The 22,349-nt window shown below is 67.3% G+C and carries 25 protein-coding genes; 19 read left to right on the forward strand and 6 right to left on the reverse strand.

What is annotated here, in order from left to right; translation table 11 throughout:
- Window positions 1-207: 207 nt before the first annotated feature.
- The 10 genes from sucC (at window position 208) to ACW17Y_RS15145 (ending at window position 9,906) form a co-directional block, all read left to right on the forward strand.
- Complete coding sequence (gene sucC / locus ACW17Y_RS15100) at window positions 208-1,398, forward strand: ADP-forming succinate--CoA ligase subunit beta (protein ID WP_492036492.1); 1,191 nt, start codon at window positions 208-210, stop codon at window positions 1,396-1,398.
- Between the two features lies 1 nt (window position 1,399).
- Window positions 1,400-1,981, forward strand: coding sequence for a hypothetical protein (locus tag ACW17Y_RS15105; protein WP_492036493.1), 582 nt, complete (start codon window positions 1,400-1,402; stop codon window positions 1,979-1,981).
- Between the two features lie 59 nt (window positions 1,982-2,040).
- Complete coding sequence (locus ACW17Y_RS15110) at window positions 2,041-2,298, forward strand: DUF6364 family protein (RefSeq protein WP_492036494.1); 258 nt, start codon at window positions 2,041-2,043, stop codon at window positions 2,296-2,298.
- Window positions 2,282-2,710, forward strand: a complete 429-nt coding sequence (locus ACW17Y_RS15115; RefSeq protein ID WP_492036495.1) for a PIN domain-containing protein — start codon at window positions 2,282-2,284, stop codon at window positions 2,708-2,710. Before ACW17Y_RS15110 ends, ACW17Y_RS15115 begins: the two co-directional genes overlap by 17 nt.
- 18 nt (window positions 2,711-2,728) lie before the next feature.
- Window positions 2,729-3,631, forward strand: coding sequence for a succinate--CoA ligase subunit alpha (gene sucD / locus ACW17Y_RS15120; RefSeq protein WP_492036496.1), 903 nt, complete (start codon window positions 2,729-2,731; stop codon window positions 3,629-3,631).
- Window positions 3,632-3,922: 291 nt separating this feature from the next.
- Entirely contained in the window at window positions 3,923-6,934 is a 3,012-nt protein-coding gene (locus ACW17Y_RS15125) for a 2-oxoglutarate dehydrogenase E1 component (protein ID WP_492036497.1), read from the forward strand.
- Between the two features lie 115 nt (window positions 6,935-7,049).
- On the forward strand, window positions 7,050-8,606 hold the full coding sequence (gene odhB, locus ACW17Y_RS15130) for a 2-oxoglutarate dehydrogenase complex dihydrolipoyllysine-residue succinyltransferase (RefSeq protein WP_492036498.1): 1,557 nt from the start codon (window positions 7,050-7,052) through the stop codon (window positions 8,604-8,606).
- An 85-nt stretch (window positions 8,607-8,691) separates the two neighbouring features.
- Window positions 8,692-9,072, forward strand: a complete 381-nt coding sequence (locus ACW17Y_RS15135) for a hypothetical protein (RefSeq protein ID WP_492036499.1) — start codon at window positions 8,692-8,694, stop codon at window positions 9,070-9,072.
- Between the two features lie 121 nt (window positions 9,073-9,193).
- Window positions 9,194-9,448 carry an antitoxin gene (locus ACW17Y_RS15140; protein WP_492036500.1) on the forward strand — a complete coding sequence of 85 codons (255 nt, stop codon included), beginning with the start codon at window positions 9,194-9,196 and terminating at the stop codon, window positions 9,446-9,448.
- Window positions 9,445-9,906 (forward strand): PIN domain-containing protein, encoded by a 462-nt coding sequence (locus tag ACW17Y_RS15145; protein WP_492036501.1) that lies wholly within the window; start codon window positions 9,445-9,447, stop codon window positions 9,904-9,906. The genes ACW17Y_RS15140 and ACW17Y_RS15145 overlap by 4 nt, the downstream gene beginning before the upstream one ends.
- On the opposite strand, the gene ACW17Y_RS15150 is transcribed toward ACW17Y_RS15145, so the two are convergent.
- Together ACW17Y_RS15150 and ACW17Y_RS15155 are read right to left on the reverse strand one after the other, a co-directional pair.
- A complete protein-coding gene (locus ACW17Y_RS15150; RefSeq protein ID WP_492036502.1) occupies window positions 9,903-11,093 on the reverse strand; it encodes a CaiB/BaiF CoA transferase family protein in 1,191 nt (396 codons plus the stop codon). The two genes, ACW17Y_RS15145 and ACW17Y_RS15150, sit on opposite strands and share 4 nt — an antisense overlap.
- Window position 11,094: 1 nt before the next feature.
- Window positions 11,095-11,361, reverse strand: coding sequence for a DUF6356 family protein (locus ACW17Y_RS15155; RefSeq protein ID WP_492036503.1), 267 nt, complete (start codon window positions 11,359-11,361; stop codon window positions 11,095-11,097).
- Window positions 11,362-11,490: 129 nt separating this feature from the next.
- Here ACW17Y_RS15155 and ACW17Y_RS15160 point away from each other — a divergent pair, with 129 nt between their 5' ends.
- Window positions 11,491-12,681 carry an acyl-CoA dehydrogenase gene (locus tag ACW17Y_RS15160; RefSeq protein WP_492036504.1) on the forward strand — a complete coding sequence of 397 codons (1,191 nt, stop codon included), beginning with the start codon at window positions 11,491-11,493 and terminating at the stop codon, window positions 12,679-12,681.
- On the opposite strand, the gene ACW17Y_RS15165 is transcribed toward ACW17Y_RS15160, so the two are convergent.
- A complete protein-coding gene (locus ACW17Y_RS15165) occupies window positions 12,678-13,178 on the reverse strand; it encodes a LytTR family DNA-binding domain-containing protein (protein WP_492036505.1) in 501 nt (166 codons plus the stop codon). The genes ACW17Y_RS15160 and ACW17Y_RS15165 overlap by 4 nt on opposite strands.
- 365 nt (window positions 13,179-13,543) lie before the next feature.
- Between ACW17Y_RS15165 and ACW17Y_RS15170 the strand changes: the two genes are divergently transcribed.
- Entirely contained in the window at window positions 13,544-14,065 is a 522-nt protein-coding gene (locus ACW17Y_RS15170) for a hypothetical protein (RefSeq protein WP_492036506.1), read from the forward strand.
- Window positions 14,066-14,142: 77 nt separating this feature from the next.
- Here ACW17Y_RS15170 and ACW17Y_RS15175 read toward each other — a convergent pair whose 3' ends face one another.
- Window positions 14,143-14,601 (reverse strand): nuclear transport factor 2 family protein, encoded by a 459-nt coding sequence (locus ACW17Y_RS15175; protein ID WP_492036507.1) that lies wholly within the window; start codon window positions 14,599-14,601, stop codon window positions 14,143-14,145.
- Window positions 14,602-14,794: 193 nt separating this feature from the next.
- Here ACW17Y_RS15175 and ACW17Y_RS15180 point away from each other — a divergent pair, with 193 nt between their 5' ends.
- The 4 genes from ACW17Y_RS15180 to ACW17Y_RS15195 all read left to right on the forward strand — a co-directional run bounded on the left by ACW17Y_RS15180 (window position 14,795) and on the right by ACW17Y_RS15195 (window position 19,177).
- The gene (locus ACW17Y_RS15180) at window positions 14,795-15,607 is read left to right on the forward strand and encodes a response regulator transcription factor (protein ID WP_492036508.1); all 813 of its coding nucleotides are present in this window, start codon (window positions 14,795-14,797) and stop codon (window positions 15,605-15,607) included.
- Window positions 15,608-15,659: 52 nt separating this feature from the next.
- Window positions 15,660-17,057, forward strand: coding sequence for a sensor histidine kinase (locus ACW17Y_RS15185; RefSeq protein ID WP_492036509.1), 1,398 nt, complete (start codon window positions 15,660-15,662; stop codon window positions 17,055-17,057).
- Window positions 17,058-17,086: 29 nt separating this feature from the next.
- Window positions 17,087-18,433, forward strand: coding sequence for a trypsin-like peptidase domain-containing protein (locus ACW17Y_RS15190; protein ID WP_492036510.1), 1,347 nt, complete (start codon window positions 17,087-17,089; stop codon window positions 18,431-18,433).
- Between the two features lie 402 nt (window positions 18,434-18,835).
- On the forward strand, window positions 18,836-19,177 hold the full coding sequence (locus ACW17Y_RS15195; RefSeq protein ID WP_492036511.1) for a DUF2794 domain-containing protein: 342 nt from the start codon (window positions 18,836-18,838) through the stop codon (window positions 19,175-19,177).
- A 67-nt stretch (window positions 19,178-19,244) separates the two neighbouring features.
- On the opposite strand, the gene ACW17Y_RS15200 is transcribed toward ACW17Y_RS15195, so the two are convergent.
- On the reverse strand, window positions 19,245-19,994 hold the full coding sequence (locus ACW17Y_RS15200) for a Bax inhibitor-1/YccA family protein (RefSeq protein WP_492036512.1): 750 nt from the start codon (window positions 19,992-19,994) through the stop codon (window positions 19,245-19,247).
- Window positions 19,995-20,143: 149 nt separating this feature from the next.
- On the opposite strand from ACW17Y_RS15200, the gene thpR reads away from it, so the two are divergent.
- The 3 genes from thpR to mmcB are packed head-to-tail and all read left to right on the forward strand — an operon-like array spanning window position 20,144 to window position 21,709.
- Window positions 20,144-20,680, forward strand: coding sequence for an RNA 2',3'-cyclic phosphodiesterase (gene thpR / locus ACW17Y_RS15205; RefSeq protein WP_492036513.1), 537 nt, complete (start codon window positions 20,144-20,146; stop codon window positions 20,678-20,680).
- A 53-nt stretch (window positions 20,681-20,733) separates the two neighbouring features.
- Window positions 20,734-21,231: a GNAT family N-acetyltransferase gene (locus ACW17Y_RS15210; RefSeq protein ID WP_492038314.1), complete on the forward strand. Its 498-nt coding sequence runs from the start codon at window positions 20,734-20,736 to the stop codon at window positions 21,229-21,231.
- 31 nt (window positions 21,232-21,262) lie between these two features.
- Window positions 21,263-21,709: a DNA repair putative endonuclease MmcB gene (gene mmcB, locus ACW17Y_RS15215; protein WP_492036514.1), complete on the forward strand. Its 447-nt coding sequence runs from the start codon at window positions 21,263-21,265 to the stop codon at window positions 21,707-21,709.
- A 65-nt stretch (window positions 21,710-21,774) separates the two neighbouring features.
- On the opposite strand, the gene ACW17Y_RS15220 is transcribed toward mmcB, so the two are convergent.
- Window positions 21,775-22,341, reverse strand: coding sequence for an ActR/PrrA/RegA family redox response regulator transcription factor (locus tag ACW17Y_RS15220; protein WP_492036515.1), 567 nt, complete (start codon window positions 22,339-22,341; stop codon window positions 21,775-21,777).
- Window positions 22,342-22,349: the final 8 nt, after the last annotated feature.

Raw genomic sequence — 22,349 nt, forward strand, 5'->3', positions numbered from 1 at the left:
CGATTTCGACCAGGCAGTGACTGCGGTCCCAAGCGATTTCGGCTACGGCAGACGTCGCAAACCGTCTGAAAACCGCAGTCCCGAACCGCAGTGACCGCAATCCCCGCACCGGACCGGCGTGGCTTGCTGCGTCAGAAGGTTGCACCTGCGAAGCGGCCACGCCTATAAGCGCGGCCAACTTCTCCCAGCGATCGCGGCGGTCTCCCCATGAACATTCACGAATATCAGGGCAAGCAGGTCCTGAAGGGCTTTGGCGCGCCGGTCGCCGAGGGCGTGGCGATCACGTCCGTCGATCAGGCCGAGGCCGCAGCCCGTTCGCTGCCCGGTCCGCTCTATGTCGTGAAGTCCCAGATCCACGCCGGCGGGCGCGGCAAGGGCAAGTTCAAGGAACTGGGCCCCGACGCCAAGGGCGGCGTTCGCCTGGCCCGCTCGATCGAAGAGGTCGTGGCCAATGCGAAAGAGATGCTCGGCAATACGCTGGTGACCGCCCAGACGGGCGACGCCGGCAAGCAGGTCAACCGCCTCTACATCGAGGACGGCGCCGACATCGACCGCGAACTCTACTGCTCGCTGCTGGTCGACCGTGAAGTCGGCCGCGTCGCCTTCGTCGTCTCGACCGAGGGCGGCATGGACATCGAGGCCGTCGCCCACGACACGCCCGAAAAGATCCAGACCATCGCCATCGATCCGGCCACGGGCGTGACCGAGGCCGACGTGGCGAAGATCAACGCCGCCTTCAAGCTGGACGGCGCGGCGGCCGAGGACGGCAAGAGCCTGTTCCCGATCCTGTACAAGGCCTTCATCGAGACCGACATGTCGATGCTGGAGGTGAACCCGCTGATCGTCATGACCAACGGCCGCCTGCGCGTCCTGGACGCCAAGGTCAGCTTCGACGGCAACGCCCTGTTCCGCCACGACGACATCAAACTGCTGCGCGACGAGACCGAAGAAGACGCCAAGGAGATCGAGGCCTCGGAGTGGGACCTCGCCTATGTCGCGCTCGACGGCAACATCGGCTGCATGGTCAACGGGGCCGGCCTGGCCATGGCGACGATGGACATCATCAAGCTGTACGGCAAGGAGCCCGCCAACTTCTGCGACGTCGGCGGCGGCGCAGGCAAGGAGAAGGTCGCGGCCGCCTTCAAGATCATCACCGCCGACCCGGCCGTCCAGGGCATCCTGGTCAACATCTTCGGCGGCATCATGAAGTGCGACGTCATCGCCGAGGGCGTGGTCGCGGCCGTGAAGGAAGTGGGCCTGAAGGTCCCTCTGGTCGTCCGTCTGGAAGGCACCAACGCCGAGCTGGGCAAGAAAATCCTGAACGAGTCGGGCCTGACCATCCAGGCCGCCGACGACCTCGACGACGCGGCCCAGAAGATCGTCGCGGCGGTCGGCTGACATGCTGCGCCTCCGCGTGGTGGCGGCGGCGGTGGTTCTGACGGCGGCGGCGGGGGCTTCGGCCCAGACGCAGCCGGCGGCAGAGCCGGTCGATCTCATCGCCACCCTGGACGCAGTCTGTGTGGCCGCCGAAGGCAGCCGGACGCGCGCAGCCGAGTTGGCGATCGAGGCGGGTTATTCTCCCGTGCCGGACTCCATGGTCCCGGGTCTGCGCAATGCGTCGGAGACAGCGGGCTTCATGAAGTCCAGCGCCGCCGACATCGTCTTCGTCATGACCGGTACGATTTCACGCCGCATCGGACGTGATCGGGTCACGATGGAGTTCTGCGGCGTCAGCGCCCGGCCGACCGAACATCGGGCGCTGGACCAGCGCCTTCGCCAGACGATGGGATTCGCCCCGGTGACCGGCATCGGCATGGAAGCCTATGCCTGGCTGCAGACGCCGGAAGGCCGTGCGCCGACCCGCGACCTGCGCGACCCGACCTTCATCGCCATGACCGGCACCGGCCAGATGAGGATGGTGGGCCTGCAGCGGTCGGGCCCCGGCTCCACCCTGATCTATTTCCTGCCCCGTCTCGACTGAGCGATTTGCACCCGCGGGCCACACGGCCTATGTGCTACACATAACCCGTGTGTAGATCGATGACCCGCAACCTGACCCTCGCCATAGACGACGACCTGCTCGACAAGGTGCGGGTGCTGGCGGCCATGAAGCGGACCAGCGTCAACGAAATGGTGCGCGGATTCCTGACCCGGCTGGTCGAGCAGGAAACCTCCAAGGACGAAGCCCGCGAGGCGCTGCTCAAGCTGATCGATGAGTCCGAAGGCCGGATGGGCGACTACAAATTCCGCCGGGAGGATGCGTATAGCGGGGAACCTCGGTTTGATCGCGAATACTGAGGTCTTCCTCGACACCAACATCCTTCTCTACGCCGCCCTGGGTCGTGACCACGCAGGTCATCGGTGGGAGCGGGCTCGCGAGATCGCGTTGAGCGAAGACTATTGCACCTCCGGTCAGGTCCTGGCGGAGTTCTACAACGTCTCCACCCGCAAGGGCGCGCTACCGCTCTCGCCCCAGAAGGCACGGGAGTGGGTGCGTGTCGTCGCCATGAAGCCGTGTCAGCCCGTCACCCCCGACGTGGTGCTTGCGGGCATCGACCACGCCCATCGCTATCAACTGTCCTACTGGGATGGCGCGATCATCGCCGCCGCCGAGCGGATCGGGGCGCGCGTCCTGTATTCTGAAGACCTCAATCACGGGCAGACCTACGGGTCGGTCCGCGTCGAAAACCCCTTTCTCAACCTCGCCTGAACCTAGAAACGAGCTTCCATGTCCATTCTCGTCGACAAGAACACCAAGATCATCGTCCAGGGCCTGACCGGCAAGACCGGCGGGTTCCATACGGAACAGGCGCTGGCCTATCACGGCACCCAGATGGTCGGCGGCGTGCACCCGACCAAGGGCGGCCAGACCTGGACCGGCTCGCACGGCGAGACCCTGCCGATCTACGCCTCGGTCGCTGAAGCGAAGGACGCGACGGGCGCCGACGCCTCGGTGATCTATGTCCCACCGCCGGGCGCGGCCGCCGCCATCATCGAGGCCATCGAGGCCGAGATCCCTTTCATCACCTGCATCACCGAAGGCATCCCGGTGCTGGACATGGTCAACGTCAAGCGGCGCCTGGAAGACTCGAAGTCGCGCCTGCTGGGCCCCAACTGCCCCGGCATCCTGACGCCGGACGAGTGCAAGATCGGCATCATGCCGGGCTCGATCTTCAAGAAGGGCTCGGTCGGCATCGTGTCGCGTTCGGGCACCCTGACCTACGAAGCCGTGTTCCAGACCACCAATGAGGGCCTGGGCCAGACCACGGCCGTCGGCATCGGCGGCGACCCGGTCAAGGGCACCGAGTTCATCGACATGCTGGAGCTGTTCCTGGCCGATCCGGAAACCACCTCGATCATCATGATCGGCGAGATCGGCGGCGGCGCGGAAGAAGACGCGGCCCAGTTCCTGATCGACGAGGCGAAAAAGGGCCGCAAGAAGCCGATGGCCGGCTTCATCGCCGGACGCACGGCGCCCAAGGGCCGCACCATGGGCCACGCCGGCGCCGTCGTCTCGGGCGGCAAGGGCGATGCGGAATCCAAGATCGCCGCCATGGAGGCCGCCGGCATCCGCATGTCGGAATCCCCGGCCCGCCTCGGCAAGACATTGGTCGAAGTGCTGAAGGGCTAAAGCGCCCTTCAGCATTCGCTCCTTCGGAGCGACGCGCTATCGCTCGCCGCGCGGCGGCTCGCTGCTTGAGCGCGGATTGGTGTTCTGGGCATCGATCGTGCGGCGAAATGACATGGAAGACGCCTCCGGCTGCCGCCGGGGGCGTTTTTCTTTGCGGTTTCAGCGAATTTCTTCGCCCGGCGCCCCGGTTCGGTCATGACCCATAAGGAAACAGCGCCTATATGATCCGCGCCGGCCTCACGCGGATGTGACCGCTCAGAAACCCGAGGCCGAAGCGGGACGACGAATACTATGGCGGACGATGCCGGTCGGCTGAATCAGGTCTTTGCCGAGACCAGCTTCCTGTACGGCTCGAATGCCGCCTTCATCGAAGGCCTTCACGACAAATGGGCGGCCGATCCGTCCAGCGTCTCCGCTGAATGGCGCGGCTTCTTCGACCAGCTGCGCGACACCGCCGCCACCGTGCAGGCCTCCTCGGCCGCCGGATCGTGGGGCCGCTCGCAGGTCACCGAGCCCTCGGAAGAGACCGGCGTATTCGACGGCCGCTGGCCCGCGCCCAAGCCTGATCCGAAAGCGAAGCCGGCCCCTGCCGCCCCGACCGCAGCCGCTGCGCCTTCGCCGGCCGCCTCGGGCGCATCGGCTGCGGAAGTCCGCGCCGCCGCCCACGATTCCATCCGCGTCCTGATGCTGATCCGCAGCTATCGGGTGCGCGGTCACCTGCAGGCGACGCTGGATCCGCTGGGCATCGAGGCGGCGACCAACAATCCCGAGCTGACGCCCGAGTTCTATGGCTTCAGCGAGGCCGACATGGACCGTCCGATCTATCTGGACGGCGTGCTGGGCATGGACACAGGCACCATCCGCGAGGTGATGGCCGTCCTCAAGCGCACCTACTGCGGCAATATCGGCATCCAGTTCATGCATATCGCCGAGCCGGAGGAGAAATCCTGGCTCCAGCAGCGGTTCGAGGGGCCCGACGCCTTCGAGAAGAACGGCTTCACCAAGGAAGGCAAGATCGCCATCCTCAACAAGCTGATCGAGGCCGAGGGCTTCGAACGCTTCCTGCACAAGCGGTTCCCCGGCACCAAGCGGTTCGGCCTGGACGGCGGCGAGGCCATGGTCCCGGCGCTGGAACAGATGATCAAGCGCGGCGGCGCCCTGGGCGTCGACGAGATCGTCATCGGCATGGCTCACCGGGGCCGCCTGAACACGCTCGCGGCCGTGATGGGCAAGCCCTACAAGACCATCTTCCACGAATTCCAGGGCGGCTCGTCCGTGCCTTCGGACATCGAGGGATCGGGCGACGTCAAATATCACATGGGCGCCTCGTCTGACCGCGAGTTCGACGGCAACCATGTCCACCTGAGCCTGACCGCCAACCCGTCGCACCTTGAGATCGTCAATCCGGTCGTGCTCGGAAAGGCCCGCGCCAAACAGGCGTTCGACATCCGGGAGGTCAACAAGGGCCTGCCGGAAAGCCAGTGGGCGCTGGATCGCTCCAAGGTCATGCCGCTGCTGATCCACGGCGACGCCGCCTTCGCCGGCCAAGGCGTCGTGGCCGAATGCTTCGCCCTGATGGGCTTGAAGGGCTACCGCACCGGCGGGTCGATGCATTTCGTCATCAACAACCAGATCGGCTTCACGACCTCGCCGCGCAACTCGCGCTCGACGCCCTATTGCTCGGACGTCGCCCTGATGGTCCAGGCGCCGATCTTCCACGTCAACGGCGACGATCCGGAAGCGGTCGTCTTCGCCGCCAAGGTGGCCACGGAATACCGCCAGAAGTTCCACAAGGACGTGGTGGTGGACATGTTCTGCTACCGCCGCTTCGGCCACAACGAAGGCGACGATCCGACCTTCACCCAGCCGATCATGTATTCGAAGATCCGCGCCCTGCCGTCGACGCGCGAAATCTACGCCAAGCGGCTGGTCGAGGAAGGCGTGCTGACCCAGGAACAGGTGGACGCCGAGGTCACCCGCTTCGAGGCCTGGCTGGACGAACAGTTCGAGGCCGGCAAGACCTTCAAGGCGGACAAGGCCGACTGGCTCGACGGTCAGTGGAAGGGCGTGGGCCTGCCCGAGGGCGAGGACCGTCGCGGCGACACAGCGGTGCCGGAAGCGAAGCTCAGGGATCTCGGCCACCGGCTGACCACCGTTCCGAACCAGGTCGACATCCACAAGACGCTGAAGCGGGTCATCGAGGCGCGACGCGAGGCGATCGACACCGGCCAGAACATCGACTGGGCCACGGCCGAAAGCCTGGCCTTCGGCTCGCTGCTGACCGAAGGCTTCCCGGTGCGTCTGTCGGGCCAGGACTCGGTGCGCGGCACGTTCAGCCAGCGCCACTCCGGCATCATCGACCAGACCACCGAGGACCGCTACGTCCCGCTCAACAACCTGAGCCCCGACCAGCAGCATTTCGAGGTCATCGATTCGGCCCTGTCCGAAGAGGCCGTGCTCGGTTTCGAATACGGCTACGCCCTGTCGGACCCCAACACCCTGGTGATGTGGGAGGCGCAGTTCGGCGACTTCGTGAACGGCGCCCAGGTCGTCATCGACCAGTTCATCTCGTCCGGCGAACGCAAGTGGCTGCGCATGTGCGGCCTGACCATGCTCCTGCCCCACGGCTACGAGGGTCAGGGCCCGGAACACTCCTCGGCCCGCCTTGAGCGGTTCCTGCAACAGTGCGCCGAGGACAATATGCAGGTCGCCAACTGCACGACGCCGGCCCAGTATTTCCACATCCTGCGTCGCCAGATGCATCGGCCGTTCAGGAAGCCCCTGGTCATCATGACGCCGAAGTCGCTGCTGCGTCACAAGAAGGCGGTCTCGACCCTGAAGGACATGGCAGAAGGTTCGTCCTTCCACCGCGTCCTGCACGACGACGCCCAGACGCGGCCCGAGGTTTCGGGCATCACGATCAAGGGCGACAAGGACATCCGTCGCGTCGTGCTGTGCTCGGGCAAGGTCTATTACGACCTGCTGGACGCGCGCGAGAAGAAGGGCGTCAACGACGTCTATCTGATGCGGCTGGAGCAGTTCTATCCGTGGCCGATCAAGTCGCTGTCGACCGAACTGGCCCGCTTCCCCAACGCCGAACTGGTCTGGTGCCAGGAAGAGCCGAAGAACATGGGCGGCTGGACCTTCGTCGATCCGTGGATCGAGCTGACGCTGGAGAAGATGTCCATCAAGGCCAAGCGCGCCCGCTATGTCGGCCGCCCGGCCTCCGCCTCGACCGCCGCCGGCCTGATGAGCCGGCACCTGCAGGAACTCGAGAAATTCACCTCAGAGGCCCTCGCCTGATCCTGTCCCGGATCGCCGCAGTGCGGCGTCCGGGACGACAAACCACTGACCGGCTCCCCTAACGGGCGAGCTTCGCCTATATAACGCCACGCCTGACACCGACCGGAAACGACACATGGCCGACATCCTGACCCCCGCCCTCGGCGAATCCGTCTCCGAGGCGACCATCGCCAAATGGTCAAAGAAGGTCGGGGACCCGGTCCGGAAGGACGAGGTCCTGGTCGAGCTGGAGACCGACAAGGTCTCGCTGGAAGTGGTTTCGCCGTCCGACGGCACGCTCGGCGACATCAAGTTCGGCGAGGGCGACACGGTTGTTCCGGGAGCCATCCTGGGCTCCGTGACCGAAGGCGCCGCCGCCGCAAAGTCCGAAGCTGCTGCGCCGGCCGCCCCGGCAAAGGCTGAAGCCGCGCCCGCCGTTGCCGCTCCGGCTCCGGCAGCCGCTGCGCCCGCCGCCTCGGCCCTGACCATCACCGTTCCGGCCATGGGCGAGAGCGTCGCCGAAGGCACGCTCGGCAAGTGGGCGAAAAAGGACGGCGACGCGGTCAAGAAGGACGAACTGCTGGTCGAGATCGAGACCGACAAGGTTGCGGTCGAAATCTCCGCCCCCGCCGACGGCGTGCTGGCGATCAGCGTCGACGAGGGCGCGACCGTGACCCCGGGTCAGGCCATCGGCTCCATCTCGGGCTCGGGTGCTGCTGCTGCTCCCGCCGCCGCTCCGGCCCCGGCCGCCTCGGCCAACGCCGGCTCGGCCCAGATTTCTTCCGACACGCTTTCGCCCGCCGTCCAGCGCGTCGTCGCCGAGAACAACCTCGACCCGAAGGCCATCGCCCCGACCGGTCCGAAGGGCAACATCACCAAGGGCGACGCGCTCGCCGCCGCCGCGGCTCCGGCCCCGGCCGCCGCGGCCCAGGCCTTCACGGCCCCGACGCCCGCTCCCGCAGCCGCCGCGCCGGCCGCCCCGCGCGCCGACCAGCCGCGCGAGGAGCGGGTCAAGATGACCCGTCTGCGCCAGACCATCGCACGTCGCCTGAAGGAATCGCAGAACACCGCCGCCCAGCTGACCACCTTCAACGAGGTGGACATGACCAACGTCATGGCCCTGCGGAACCAGTACAAGGAGGCCTTCGAGAAGGCCCACGGCGTGAAGCTGGGCTTCATGTCCTTCTTCACCAAGGCGGTCGTGGCGGCCCTGAAGGAGATCCCGGCGGTCAACGCCGAGATCGACGGCACCGACATCATCTACAAGAACCACTATGACATCGGCGTCGCCGTCGGCACCGAGAAGGGTCTGGTCGTCCCCGTCCTGCGCGATGCCGACGTGCTGTCGCTGGCGGGGATCGAGAAGGGCATCGGGGCGCTCGGCAAGGACGCCCGCGACGGCAACCTGACGCTGGACCAGCTACAGGGCGGCACCTTCACCATCACCAACGGCGGCACCTATGGGTCGCTGATGTCGACGCCGATCCTGAACGCGCCCCAGTCGGGCATTCTGGGCATGCACAACATCGTCCAGCGTCCGATGGCGGTGGACGGACAGGTGGTGATCCGGCCGATGATGTACATCGCCCTGAGCTACGACCACCGCATCGTCGACGGCAAGGAAGCCGTGACCTTCCTGGTGCGGGTGAAGCAACTGCTGGAAGACCCGGCGCGGGCCCTGCTGGACCTGTAGGGTCGGCGCGGCATCAAAGACTGGACGGCGGGGTCGCTCTGGCCCCGCCGTTTTCAATTGCGATGTCCTTGCCTAGGTTCTCGCCATGGAATGGATCGCCCGCTTCGTCGGCTTCTTCTACCTGCTGGGCGCTGTCGGGGTGATGCACCGGGCGCGGATGAACGCCGTGCTGGACAAGGGGTTGGCCGGCATCACCCTGAAGCCGACGCCGCGCCATGAGCGGATCATCGGCGTCTGGATGTTCATGCAGGCCGGGCTGCTGGCCCTGTCCGGAGGGCTTCTGCTGTTTCTCAGCCGCTGGGCGATGGTCGCCTTCGTGGTCTGCTGGATCGCCCAGGCAATCTATCTGATCTGGCATGGCCGCCTGCCGGAGGCCGTGCGGGCGCCGCCCAATCCGGCCTTTGCCCTGTACGGGCTCGCGACCCTGGCCGTCCTCGCCTGGGGCTGGACCGGGGTGCTGCGCTAGGGCTTCGGCGAGCGAGATCGCTGCCAGCCGGCGGCCGGTTGAATCTGGCGGCCATAAAACGTATCTACATTCTGTAGATACGAAAACGGTTGTCATGGCTGGATCGCGGAAGACACCTGGAGTGGCCGAAACCGCCCGCCTGTTCGCGCACGGCGGCAGCCAGGCCGTGCGCCTGCCCAAGGCCTTCCGGTTCGATGGCAGCGAGGTCTCGATCCGCCGCGAGGGCGAGGCCGTCATCCTCGAGCCCGTCCGCAAGAGAGCCACGACCCAGGCGGAGCTTGACGCGATGTGGGCGCGGATCGCCGCTCTCGACGATGCGGACGATCCGTTCCCGGAGCCTCCGCCTCAAAGCATCGACCCCATCGTCCGCTGGTGATCCTTTCGATCGACACCAGCATCTGGATCGACCTGCATCGCCGTCGAGACGCCGGCGTGGTGGCGCGGTTTTCGGAGACGACCCTGTCGCAGACCCCGATGACGGTGTCAGCGTTGGTCCTGCATGAGCTGGAAACCGGGTTGGTGGCCGCCGGCTCATCGGAGCGCAGGCGCATGCAGCTGGCGGCCCTGCTCGCCCAGTGTTCAGCCGTCGATTTTTCGGTTGAGGACAGCCGGACTTCCGGAGCGCTGCGGGCCCGCCTGCGCGTGGCCGGCACGCCGATCGGTGAGATTGACACCCTGATCGCCGGTCAGGCCCTGGCGCGCGGCTGGGCATTGGTGACCCGAAACATCCGCCATTTCGGCCGGGTCGCGGAACTGCCGTTGATCGACTGGGCGGCCGGTCCCGACGTGCTGTCACGAAACGAGATCGAGGCCCGGTTGGGCGAGACCGCCTAGGGACGCTCGCCTAAAAGCGTGGCCAGGATTTCGTCCGTGTCCGCGCCGAGCCTGGGCGGCGCGCTATCGTAGCGAACGGGCGTCTCCGACAGCCGGATCGGCGACGCGACGGTCTTCGTCGGCGTCGAGAGGTCGGCGCGCGCAAGTTCTATCTCCAGCCCGCGGTGCTTCGCCTGGGGCTCGTCAAAGACCTGGTCGATGGTGTTGACCGGGCCGCAGGGGACGCCCGCCGGTTCCAGCCGGGCCATCAGCTCGGCCATGGTCCAGCCCGAGGTTACGGCTGAAATCGCCGCGACCAGTTCGGTCCGGTGCTCGATCCGTCCGGCGTTGGCGGCGTAGCGATCATCGGCCGCCAGTCCTTCGGCGCCCAGCACCCCGCACAGGGTCCGGAACTGGCCGTCATTGCCGACCGCGATCACCACCATGCCGTCGGAACAAGGGAAGGGTTGGTACGGCACCAGGTTCGGGTGGGCGTTGCCCATCCGGGTTGGGGCCTTGCCGGAGACGAACCAGTTGGTCGCCTGATTGGCCAGCATCGCCGCCTGGACGTCGAACAGGGCGATGTCGACGTGCTGGCCCTGACCCGTCGCGCGGACGTGCAGCAGGGCGGCGAGGATGGCGTTCGAGGCATAGAGGCCGGTGGCCAGGTCGACGACGGCGACCCCGACCTTCATCGGCTCGGCGCCCGGCGCGCCGTCCGGCTGGCCGGTCACGCTCATAAGACCGCCCATAGCCTGGATCATATAGTCGTAGCCGGCCTGGGACGCGCGCGGGCCCGACTGGCCGAAGCCGGTGATGGAACAATAGACGAGCCGCGGATTGGCGGCGGACAGGGAGGCATAGTCCAGGCCGTATTTTGCCAGTCCGCCGACCTTGAAGTTCTCCACCACGACGTCGCAGGTCGCGGCCAACCTTCGGATGGTTTCGGCGCCTTCGGGAGAGGCGATGTCCAGTTCGACGGACTTCTTGCCCCGGTTGGCGCAGAGGAAATAGGCGCTGTCGCCGCGCGTGCCGTCGGTCTTCGTCGTGAACGGCGGGCCCCAGGCGCGGGTGTCGTCGCCGACGCCGGGCCGTTCAATCTTGATCACCTCGGCGCCGAGATCGGCCAATGTTTGCGTGGCCCACGGACCCGCCAGAACGCGCGAAAGATCGAGGACGCGGACGCCCGCGAGGGCCTGTGCGGTCATCCTAGAGGCCGGGATCGAAGGCGCCGGCGTCCCGCATCCGGGTCTCGCGCGCGACTTCCGCCCGGTAGCCGAGGTCATCGGCCATCCGCCTGATGTCCGCGGACACCGTCGTCTTGTGCAGGCCGGGAATCACGGCGTGGATGAAGGCGCAGCCCGACAGCTTCGCCAGTCGCACGCCCATGCGTGTGGCGACGCCCGCGTGGTGCAGATAGCTTTCCTCGACCTCCCGCGGGTGATCGACGAACAGGGTCTTCAGGGCTCGGATCATCCTGACAGCCTAGCTTGAGATGGGCCTCGTCTCTACCCGTCGCGCGCATTCTGGCCTAAACCGGCGCTCGAAACAGGGCCTGCGCGTCACTCTCGCGTGAGAAGCCCGACAGATCAGAGGATGTTTCCCATGGCCGACGGCGCCGCACCCGTGACCCAGACCTTCAAGTGGGACGATCCGTTCGACATGGAGAGCCGTCTGACCGAGGACGAACGCGCCATCCGCGACGCGGCCCGGTCCTATGCCCGCGAACGCCTGTTGCCGCGCGTCGTGGCCGCCTTCCGCGACGAGGTCTTCGACCGCACCATCATGACCGAGATGGGCGAGATGGGTTTCCTTGGCGCCATGCTGCCGGAACAGTACGGCGGTTCAGGCGTCAGCCACGTCGCCTATGGCCTGATCGCGCGCGAGATCGAGGCGGTAGACTCAGGCTATCGCTCGGCCATGTCGGTGCAGTCGTCGCTGGCCATGTATCCGATCTACGCCTTCGGGTCGGAGGAGCAGAAGATGCGGTTCCTGCCCCGGATGGCGGCGGGCGAACTGGTCGGCTGTTTCGGCCTGACCGAGGCCGACGGCGGGTCGGACCCGGCCTCGATGAAGACCAACGCGGTCGCCGTCGACGGGGGCTACACGCTGAACGGCGGCAAATACTGGATCACCAACTCGCCGATCGCCGACCTCGCCATCGTCTGGGCCAAGCTGGACGGTGTAATCCGGGGCTTCATCGTCGAGCGCGGCATGGAGGGGTTCACCACCGGCAAGATCGGCGACAAGCTGTCCTTGCGCGCCTCCATCACCGGGGACATCGGGCTGAACGACGTCTTCGTGCCCGAGGCCAATCTGCTGCCGGGTGTGAAGGGTCTGCGCGGGCCGTTCTCCTGCCTGAACAAGGCGCGCTACGGCATCAGCTGGGGCGCGATGGGCGCCGCCGAGTTCTGCCTGTATGCGACGCGCGACTATGTCGGGGAGCGGATGCTGTTCGGCCGTCCGCTGTCGTCGCGCCAGCTGGTGCAGAAGAAGCTGGCCGACATGCAGACCGAGATCTTCCTCGGCCTCGAGGGCGCCTATGCCCTGGGCCGTCTGCTCGACACCGGCGCCTGGGTGCCGGAGGCGATCAGCCTGATGAAGCGCAACAACTGCGGCAAGGCCCTGGCCATCGCCCGCGAGGCCCGCGACATGCATGGCGGGGCGGGGATCACCGGCGAGCTGCATGTGATGCGCCACGCCATGAACCTCGAGACGGTCAACACCTATGAGGGCGCGCACGACGTGCATGCGCTGATCCTCGGGCGGGCCATCACTGGCGAGAGTGCGTTCTAGGGACTGGGTTCCGCCCCGGTTTCCTTGAGCGCTTGGCGGACAGCGTCAAGGCGAGAGCGAGCCACTGGCGCGGTCGATCCGTTGGCAAGGACGACGACATAGTCGCGACCCCGGCGTTCAAGCCACCTCACCTCGTCAAGCGCGATCCACCAGGAGCGATGGATCAGGAGCCCGCCTTCAAGTCTTGCGACATGCTCGCTGAGCGCGCCACGAACAAACTGCCTTCCAGTCTCCGTCCGGACTTCCAGATAATGGTCGTGCGCGCGAATGCTACGGATAAGCGGCGCGTGCTGACCGTGGGGAGGCTTGGTGACCGTCACCAATGCGCGCCACCCCGGAACCAGCAGAAGACTTATCCCGCCCAACAGGACGACCGGCGGGGTCAAGAACGCCATGAACGGCAAAAAGGGATCGTGTGCCTTGGGAAGCAGCGGCGTGAATTTGAGGAAATGCAATTCGGCGGCGAGGAGCGGAACCGTCGCGACAAGGGCCGCCATGGGCCCAATCCAGGTTGGCCAAGAGACTGGTCGTCGCCGTTCAGCCCAAATGGTCAAGCCGAGTACCTGGCTTAGCAGGAGGCTTGTGACCACGCCCCAAAGCGCCAATCGGTGAATTACGGAAAGATCACTCGTGCCGTAGGCGCCCGTGATCGTCATCATCGCCGCAAGAAAAGCCCCGAACGCAACGGCCTTTGCGGGGCCGGAGAGGGGCTCAAAGGCCCACTCCGGTCGATCCGGGGGACCGTTGACGACAGTGGAGGACATCTCGCGAAATCTCGATTTTCGGCAGCCGCTTCCCATTCCAACGAGTGCGCGTCGCCTTGATGGGCGCTTGATCTAGATGGAAAGACGGAACTTTTTCAATGACCGCAAAAAACGTGCTGGCCGCCGCTATGATTGTAGCTGCCATCCTCCCCGCTTCAGCCGCGGGGGCGCAGGAAAGGGGTGTAGTCCCCGACTTCAAAGCCTTTGCTTGTGATCCAGGGGCGATCGAACGCCTCGACGTTTGGGTGGATCAGTTCAGGTCGGCATGGGCGAGCCAGGACGCCGGTCGGGTCGCGTCGCTACATGTGTCGGACACGGAATGGATCAACGCCTACGGCCGCCAATTTCAGAGCGCTTCTGAGCTTCACGTCTTTCTGGAGCGACGGCTTTTTCCGGCGTTCGATCCAGCGATCGCGCGCGAAGAAGCCGAGGCGCTGCGCAGGGTCTCATACCGTTGCCTGGGTGACGATGCTGCGGTTGTTCATCTCTATGCAGAAGGCCGTCGGGGCCCCTCCCGAAATCAGGGCGAGGATTTGCGCAGGACCCACACCCACATGGTTTTGAGCTTCACCGAAGAGGGCTACCGAATTGTCCATACTGCGGTGATGGACGTGCGCTGATGTGACTGGGCCCGCCCGCGCTATAGCGGGCGGGCAATGGTGGCTACCAACCCATGGCAGACGTCCATCGAGCTCACCTAACCCTCGCACCCCGTCGTGCGCTGGCTCCAGGTGATGCCGGCGATGGTCCAGACGCCGTCCTTGCGGACCATGTCGAAATGGTTGGCGCCGCAGTGGGCGACCGCGCCGTCGACCTTGAACAGATAGCGGCCGAAGACCGAGGCCACGTCGCCGTCAATGGCGATGATCGGGTCGGGCATGATCTCCTCGAACCGCTCGGCGCCGGGACGCAGGCCCCCGGCGAATTCCTCGGCGGTCAGGCGGCGGATGACACGGCTTCCATCGGGACGCTCGACGGTGATGATCATGGTCGCCTCCGGATCGAAATGCGGGGTCAGCAAGGCGCCGTCCCGGGCCGCGAGGGCCGCGAAGGTGGCGTTGACAGGGGCCATGACGGCGACCGCCTCGGCCGAGGCCGGATCGGCGGGCAAGATCGTCTGGAGCGCGAAGGCGGCGGCGCGAGCGAGCAGGGTCATGGCGACTTTCCCGTCGGCGCAGGGTCGCGCCGACGGGACGCTATCACGCTGCCCAGGGCCGGCAAGCCGGGCCTCGTCAGGAAGGATCAGCGGCGCGGGCGGGCCCAGCCCCTAGGATCGGATCCGCCGGGGCGAATTTGCCCCGGCGCCGGCTGGGCCTATACCTGACCGGAGAACGGCCGGGGACGAACGCATGAGCACGACGGACATCGAACAAGCGGCGGAAGCCGATCCCTTTGCGGCCCTGGCGGAGGTCTTCGCCGGCCGTCGCGCCCTTGTGCTGGAAGACGACCCGGCCCTGGCCGAGCATGTGTCCGACCGGCTGCTGCGCGCCGGGTTCGAGGCCGTGGACTGCGTGGATGCGGGCGAACAGGCCCTGAGCGTCGCCGCGGCCCATGCCTATGACATCCTCATTCTCGACCGGCTGACCAAGGGGCTGGACGGGCTGGAGACGCTGAAGCGTCTGCGCCTGACGTCGGGCCCATCGTCGGACGCGCCGGCCCTGATGCTGACCGCCCTGACCGGAGAGCGTCAGAGGGTCGAGGGCCTGCTGGGCGGGGCCGACGATTATCTGTCCAAGCCCGTCGGCGACGAGGAGCTTCTGGCCCGTATCGCGGCCCAGCTGCGTCGCGTGGCCCGTCGCGCCCGGCCCGCCAACGCCGACCTGATGAACGGCCCGTTCCGCCTGTCGCCCGGCGCCCGCACCCTGAAGCTGATGATCGAGGGGACCGAGCGTCTGATCGACCTGTCACCGCTGGAGTTCGCCATCGTCTCGGAGCTGATGACCGCGCGCGGCCAGCCGGTGACCAAGACCATGCTGTGGGACCGGTGCTGGGTCGAATGGACCTTCCTGCCCGACAATTTCGTCAACATCATCGACGCCCGTATCTCGGCCCTGCGTCGCCGGCTGAAGGAACAGGCGCCGGAACTGGGCGAGGACCTGCATCCTCTGATCGTCTCGGCCCGCAGCCAGAGCCTGATCTTCCGCGACCTCGACGCGGCCTGACCGTTTGGAGCGGCTGGCGGCGATCTGGCGAAAGGTCCGCCCCGAAGGCCTGATGGCCTGGATGGCGCGGCGGACCCTGACCCAGCTCGCGTCGGGTCTGGCCGTCATGGCCGCCGTGGCCCTGACCGGATCGCTGATCATAACCGGCCAGGCCGCGCGGCTGGACCAGCGCCAGCAGGCGGCCCTGTCGGCGCTCGACGACTTCGGAGCCATGGCGTCGAAGTTGCCGGCCGACACCTCGATGGACGCCTCGGCCATGACCGAAGGCGACGCCGCCTATATGTCCGCCTTCCTCAGCGCCTTCCAGGACGGGCCGACGCGCAATGTCACCACCCTGGAGCAGACCTGCCGCACGGGCCAGGGCGGCGCCGGCGTGCGCTTTATCCGCGCGCCGGTCGGCAAGCCCGCCGGCCTGCTGGCGCTGGAGACCACGCGAGCCGAGCGGCTGCCGCGACTGGGCGACGGCGTCTTCCTGATCCGCCTTGAGGCCGGCCAGCTTTGCCCGACCCGCGGAGTCGACGTCATCGTGGTCAAGCGGCCGATCGGGTCGCTGTCGATCATCGTCGGCCGGGTCGTCGATCCGGCCGGCGTCGCCTGGCGCTGGGCCGTTCTGGCCGTGGCCCTGACCGGCGCCCTGATCCTGGTGTCCGGCCTGACGGCTGCCCTGTTCGCGCGCCAGCGTCTGACCAGCGCCATCGCCGAGGTCAGTCTGGTGCTGGATCGGGCCGCGCTGGGAGACTTCTCGCGCCGAGCGCCCGACGTGGCCGTTGCGCCGGAGCTGACCCAGCTGTCCAATCAGGTGAACCGGACGCTCGACCGGCTGGAAGAACTGTTGAGCTGGTTGCGCGATTCCGCCGACCAGCTGGCGCACGATTTCCGCACACCGCTGGCTCGCGCCTCGGCCCGTCTCGACAAGCTGATGGAGACCGAGGATGCGGCCGAGCGGGTGGCGCTCGGGGCGGCGGTCGGCCGGGACATCGCCGAGATCACCCGGGCCATGAACGAGGCGATGGCGTTGCGCGACGGCGAGGCCTGGCTGTTCGAGACCGTGCGGCTGGACGTTCTGGCCGAGGCGGCGGTCGAGCTCTATCAGCCGATCGCGGACATCCGCGACATCCGCATCGTCGCCGAGGGCGAGCCGGTCTCGGTTCTGGGCGTGCGCTCCCTGCTGCAGCGGGCCGTGGCCAACCTGGTGGACAATGCCGTGAAGTTCTCGCCGGACGGCGGCCGGGTGACGATCCGCGCCTGGGATTGTGGAGAGGGCCCGTGTCTGTCAGTCGCCGACCAGGGGCCCGGCATGTCCGGAGCGCCTTCGACGACGCCACGAAGCCCCGACAGCCACGGCATGGGCCTGGCCTTCGTCCGCGCCATCCTGCGCCGCCACGGGGGCCAGATGACGATTGATGACGCGAAGCCGGGGGCCATCGTCACGGCCAGGTTCTCGCGCTAGGCTCGCCTTACATTCTGGGGATACATCCGATGACGCGCCTTCGCCTCCTGACCGGTTCGGCCCTCGCCCTGACGTTGCTGGGGGCCGTCGCCGGCGCCGCACAGGCCCAGACCGCGCCGGACTCCACCCTGCCCTATGACGCCCGCCGGGGCGTCTTCAGCTTCGCTACCGGGCTGGAGCGGTCCCTGCCGGCCGTGGTCCAGGTGACCACGCTGGGCATGTCGGCCGGCCCGACCACGGGCGAGACGGAGCCCACCCCGGTTTCCAGCGGCTCGGGCGTCATCATCGACGCGGCCAACGGCATCATCGTCACCAACCACCACGTCATCGAGGACGGCCAGAAGTTCCGCGTCGACATGACCGACGGACGCCTGGTCGACGCCACCCTGATCGGATCGGACAAGGCGACCGACATCGCGGTCCTGCAGATCAACGCAACGGGCCTGTCGCAGGTCGAGACGGTCGATTCCGACACCCTGCGCACCGGCGACCTGGCCTTCGCGGTCGGCTATCCCCTGGGCCTGGACCAGACCCTGACCATGGGCGTGATCTCGGGCCTCGGCCGCTCCGGCATGGGAGACGCGGTCGAGGACTATATCCAGACCGACGCGGCCGTGAACTCGGGCAACTCGGGCGGGCCGCTGCTGGACAGCCGGGGTCGGCTGATCGGCATCAACACCTCGATCCTGTCGGGCGGCATCGACGGCGGCAACGACGGCATCGCCTTCGCCGTCCCGACCCGCATCCTGATGTTCGTAGTCGAGCAGCTGCGGGCCAACGGCGAGGTCACGCGCGGCCGGATCGGCGCGACCCTGGGCTCCCTGAACGCCGAGCGTGCGGTCGAGGCCGGTCTGGGCTTCGTGCGCGGCGCCATCGTCGAGGACGTCCTGCCGGGCTCCCCGGCCGAGCGCGCCGGCCTGCAGCGCGGCGACATCATCACCCGGATCCAGAACCGCCCGGTTGCAAACGCCGGCTCGGTCCAGGCCACGGTCGGCATCGCCCCTCCGGGCACCCGCATCAGCCTCGTCTACATGCGCGACGGGCACGAGGCGACCACGTCGCTGAACGTCGAGGTCCAGTCGACCGATCCGGTCCAGCTCGGCGCAACCTCGCTCCAGGCCTATGGCGCCAACGTCCGCGACACCAGGCCGTCTGACGGGATCAGCGCCCCCGGCGCCCTGGTCGTGGCGGTCGAGGGTGGGTCGACTGCGGCACAGCAGGACCTGCGTGCGGGAGATCTCATCACCGCCGCCAACGGTATGTCGGTGACGGGCTTCGCGGAACTGGCGCGGGCCCTGTCGTCCACGGCCGGCGCAGCCCTGACGGTCCAGCGCGGCGACGAGTCGGTCGAGATCGTCCTCGCTGCGGCGGACTGAGGCCTTTCCCGCATAGCTTTGGCTGGATAGCGCGGCCTCGCTCAAGCAGCGAGACGCCGCGCGTCGAGCGATAGCGACCAAAGGAAAAGCGCGCCTTCGGCGCGCGCCAGACAGCAAAACCCCCGCCGTGCCGGAGGGGGGAGGGGTGGCAGGGCGGGGGTCTCGCTTTGGAGGAAGCGTCGGCCCGGCGAAGCCACTGCGGCAACATCCAGGGGGGCTGGGGGGGCTGTTCAGGATCCGGGACGCTACCGAACTCCGTCAGGCCGACGCTCACTGTTTCGCTGTCCAACCGGGCCGCCGAAGGACCGAAACGGGGCCATTTCGTGTCGTGGCTAATTTCGGCGTCGCTGGCTTGTCGTGCCGGCGCTGGCGTTTGCTCGCACCACGCCTAGATTGTTAGCGATGACCTTCGATTCCGGCGCCAATGACACCAGCGCGCAGCCCTCATCCGTCTTCTTCGAGCGGCGCGAGCTGGACCTGATCCTGCGGGTCTACGGCCGTATGGTCGCCCAGGCCGAGTGGCGCGACTACGCCATGGTCGGGGGAAAGGACGCGGCCGAGTTCGCCGTCTTCCGGCGCTCAGGCGACGCCCCCGCCTACCGTATCGAGAAACGCCCGGCGCTGCAGACGCGTCAGGGCCAGTGGTCGGTCATCGGCGAAGGCGGGGTGGTGCTGAAACGGGGGCGTGAGCTGGCCCAGGTCCTGCGGGTCTTCGACAGCCGCAAATTCCAGGTGGTTGAGTAGCGCGCGGCCACGAAAAAGGGCCCCGGCGTTTCCGCCGGAGCCCCCGATCTCACAGCCTCGAAAGACCCTAGTTCCGGTTGCCGCCCATGAAGGCCAGCAGGAACTGGAACAGGTTCACGAAGTTGATGAACAGGCTCAGCGCGCCGAAGCCGGTGGCCACGCCCATCGCCGCCTGGTCGCCGCCCAGCTGGTAGTAGGTCATCTTCAGACGCTGGGTGTCGTAGGCGATCAGGCCCGAGAAGATCAGCACGCCCAGACCCGAGATGATCAAGGCCATCGTGCCCGACTGCATGAACATGTTCACGAGCGAGGCGATGATCAGACCGATCACGCCCATGATGAGGAACGAGCCCATGGCCGTCAGATCCTTCTTGGTCGTGTAGCCGATCAGGCTCAGCGCGCCGAAGGCGGCGGCCGTGACGAAGAAGGTCGAGGCCAGGCTTTCGCCGGTGTAGCGCAGGAACAGAATGCCCATGCCCGCGCCGATCGAGGCCACCACGGCCCAGTACAGCATGTTCACACCGCCGGCCGTGGGGTTCTTCATGAAGAACATGGACCCGAACAGCAGGACCAGGGGCAGGAACTGGACGATCATGCCCAGCACCGTCATGCCGACGCGGCCGTCAGGGCCCACGGCGAAGAGCAATTGCTGCACCGCCGGGACGTTGCCGGTGGCGTAGGCCAGGGCGCCGGCGACCACGAGGCCGAGGGCGAGCTTGTTGTAGACGCCCAGCATGAAGCTGCGCAGGCCCGCGTCGACGGCCATGTCGGCCTTGGCCGGAGCCGGCGTCGAGTAGCCGTTTCTGAAGTCGCTCATCGCGAGTGTCTTCTCCTGTTGAGGCGACGGGAAAAATCCCGCGCCGAAGTCCGAAATATCGGGCTCCGGTTCCATCAGCGCAAGGGATTGATCGCCGCAGGGGTTCCGCCCGCTTTCCGCCATTCGCTCCAGCCGCTACGAACGGTCGCATGCTGCGTCTGTTCACCGCCGTTCCGATCCCCTTCGACGTGGCCGTGACGCTCGGGCGACGTCAGACGGGCCTGCCGGGCGCGCGCTGGCGGCCCGCCGAGGCGTTGCATGTGACCCTCGCCTTCTACGGCGACGTCGATGAGCGGCGCGCCGACGATCTGGCCTCCGAACTGGCCCGGATCTCCGGCGGCGCCTTCGATATCGAGCTGAAGGGCGTGGGGGCCTTCGGCGATGCACACCGCAGCCACACCCTGTGGGCCGGGCTGGAGCCGTCGGAGCGGCTGAATGTGCTGGCGGGCCGCTGCAAATCGGCGGCCGAGCGCGCCGGCGTGACGATGGAGCCGCGCCTGTACCGGCCGCACGTCACCCTCGCCTATCTGAAGACCCAGACCAATCCGGACCGGATCGGGGCCTGGATCACCAACCACAACCTGCTGCACTCGCCGCCGATCCGGATCGACCGGTTCGGCCTCTATTCCAGCATCCTGAGCGACGACGGCAGCCACTACGAACTGGAACGGGAGTATCCGCTGTGATTTCACCGGGACCAATCATCGAGACAGAACGCCTGATCCTGCGCCCCACGGCGATGGAGGATTTCCCGCGCTGGGCGGAGCTGATGGCGGACCCGGAGGCCTCGCGGTTCATCGGCGGCCCCATGGCCGCCGCCACGGCCTGGCGCGGGTTCATGACCATGGCGGGCGCCTGGGCCCTGACCGGCATCGCCATGTTCTCGCTCATCGAGCGCGACAGCGGCCGTTGGCTGGGACGGATCGGACCCTGGACGCCGCTGGGCTGGCCGGGGACAGAGGTCGGCTGGGGCCTGCACCCTGACGCACAAGGTCGGGGTTATGGCGTGGAGGCGGCGGTCGCCACCCTCGACTACGCCTTCGATGCGCTGGGCTGGACCGAGGTGATCCATTGCATCGATCCCGACAACCGGCCGTCGCAGAAGCTTGCCGCGGCTCTGGGCTCGATCAACCTCGGACCGACCGTTCTGCCGCCGCCGTTCGAAACGGTGCGGGTCGATCGCTGGGGCCAGACGAAGGCGGAGTGGGCGGAGAACCGTAAACGCTTCGCCGCTTGAAGGCGGAACGCAACCGGAACATAAGTGTCGGATGCCCGCCGCCGCCGTTCATCTGGAACTCGCCTTCAGCCGCCCCGAGACCACGCTCGGCGTCACGCGGGGCGGCGCACGGTTGCTGGCCGACATGGGCTATGCGCCCCTGCTGGAGGTCTGTCTGCCCAACGGGCGGCGCGCCGACGTCATGGCTCTGGGACGCAAGGGCGATATCGTCATCGTCGAGGTGAAGTCGGGGATCGAGGACTATCGTGTCGACCGCAAATGGCCCGAATACGCGCCCTTCTGCGACGCCTTCTTCTTCGCGGTGGCGCCGGAATTTCCGGAAGGGGTCCTGCCGGAAGAACCGGGCCTGATCGTCGCCGATGCGTTCGGAGGCGCGGTGGTGCGGGATGCGCCGGTGCTGGCGCTCGCGCCAGCGCGGCGGAAGGCGCTGACGATCGCCTTCGGTCGTCTGGCGGCGATGCGGACGCTGCGGGACTAGCGCGCTCACGCCGCGAGCGACCGCGTCGCGAGCATAACGCCCCCAAGAAGCCCGAAAGGCGAAGCCTATCGGGGAGCGCGCTTTGCCAGAATCCGCTGCAGGGTCCGGCGGTGCATGCCGAGGCGACGCGCGGTTTCCGAGACATTGTGGTCGCACAGTTCGTAGACCCGCTGGATATGCTCCCAGCGGACCCGGTCGGCGCTCATCGGGTTCTCGGGCGGCTCGGGCGCGTCGCCGGTTGCGAGCAGGGCCTTGACCACGTCGTCGGCGTCGGCGGGTTTGGACAGATAGTCGACGGCCCCGGCCTTGACCGCCGCGACAGCCGTCGCGATGGCGCCATAGCCGGTCAGCATGACGATCCGGGCGTCGTCGCGGCGCTCGCGGATGGCCTCGACCACCTTCAGACCGTTGCCGTCGTCCAGACGCATGTCCAGCACCGCGAAGGCCGGCAGATGGATGCGCAGGGCTTCGGTCGCCTCGGCCACGGATCCGGCGGTCGTCACCTGGAAGCCGCGCGATTCCAGCGCGCGCCCGAGACGCGTCCGCAAGGCCTGATCGTCGTCCAGCAACAGAAGCGAACGGTCCTCAAGTCCGGCGATGCGGTCTTCCAGAGTGGCGGCTGTGGTCGGCATGGCTTGAT

It is taken from the genome of Brevundimonas sp. AVps7 (genome assembly GCF_058681545.1).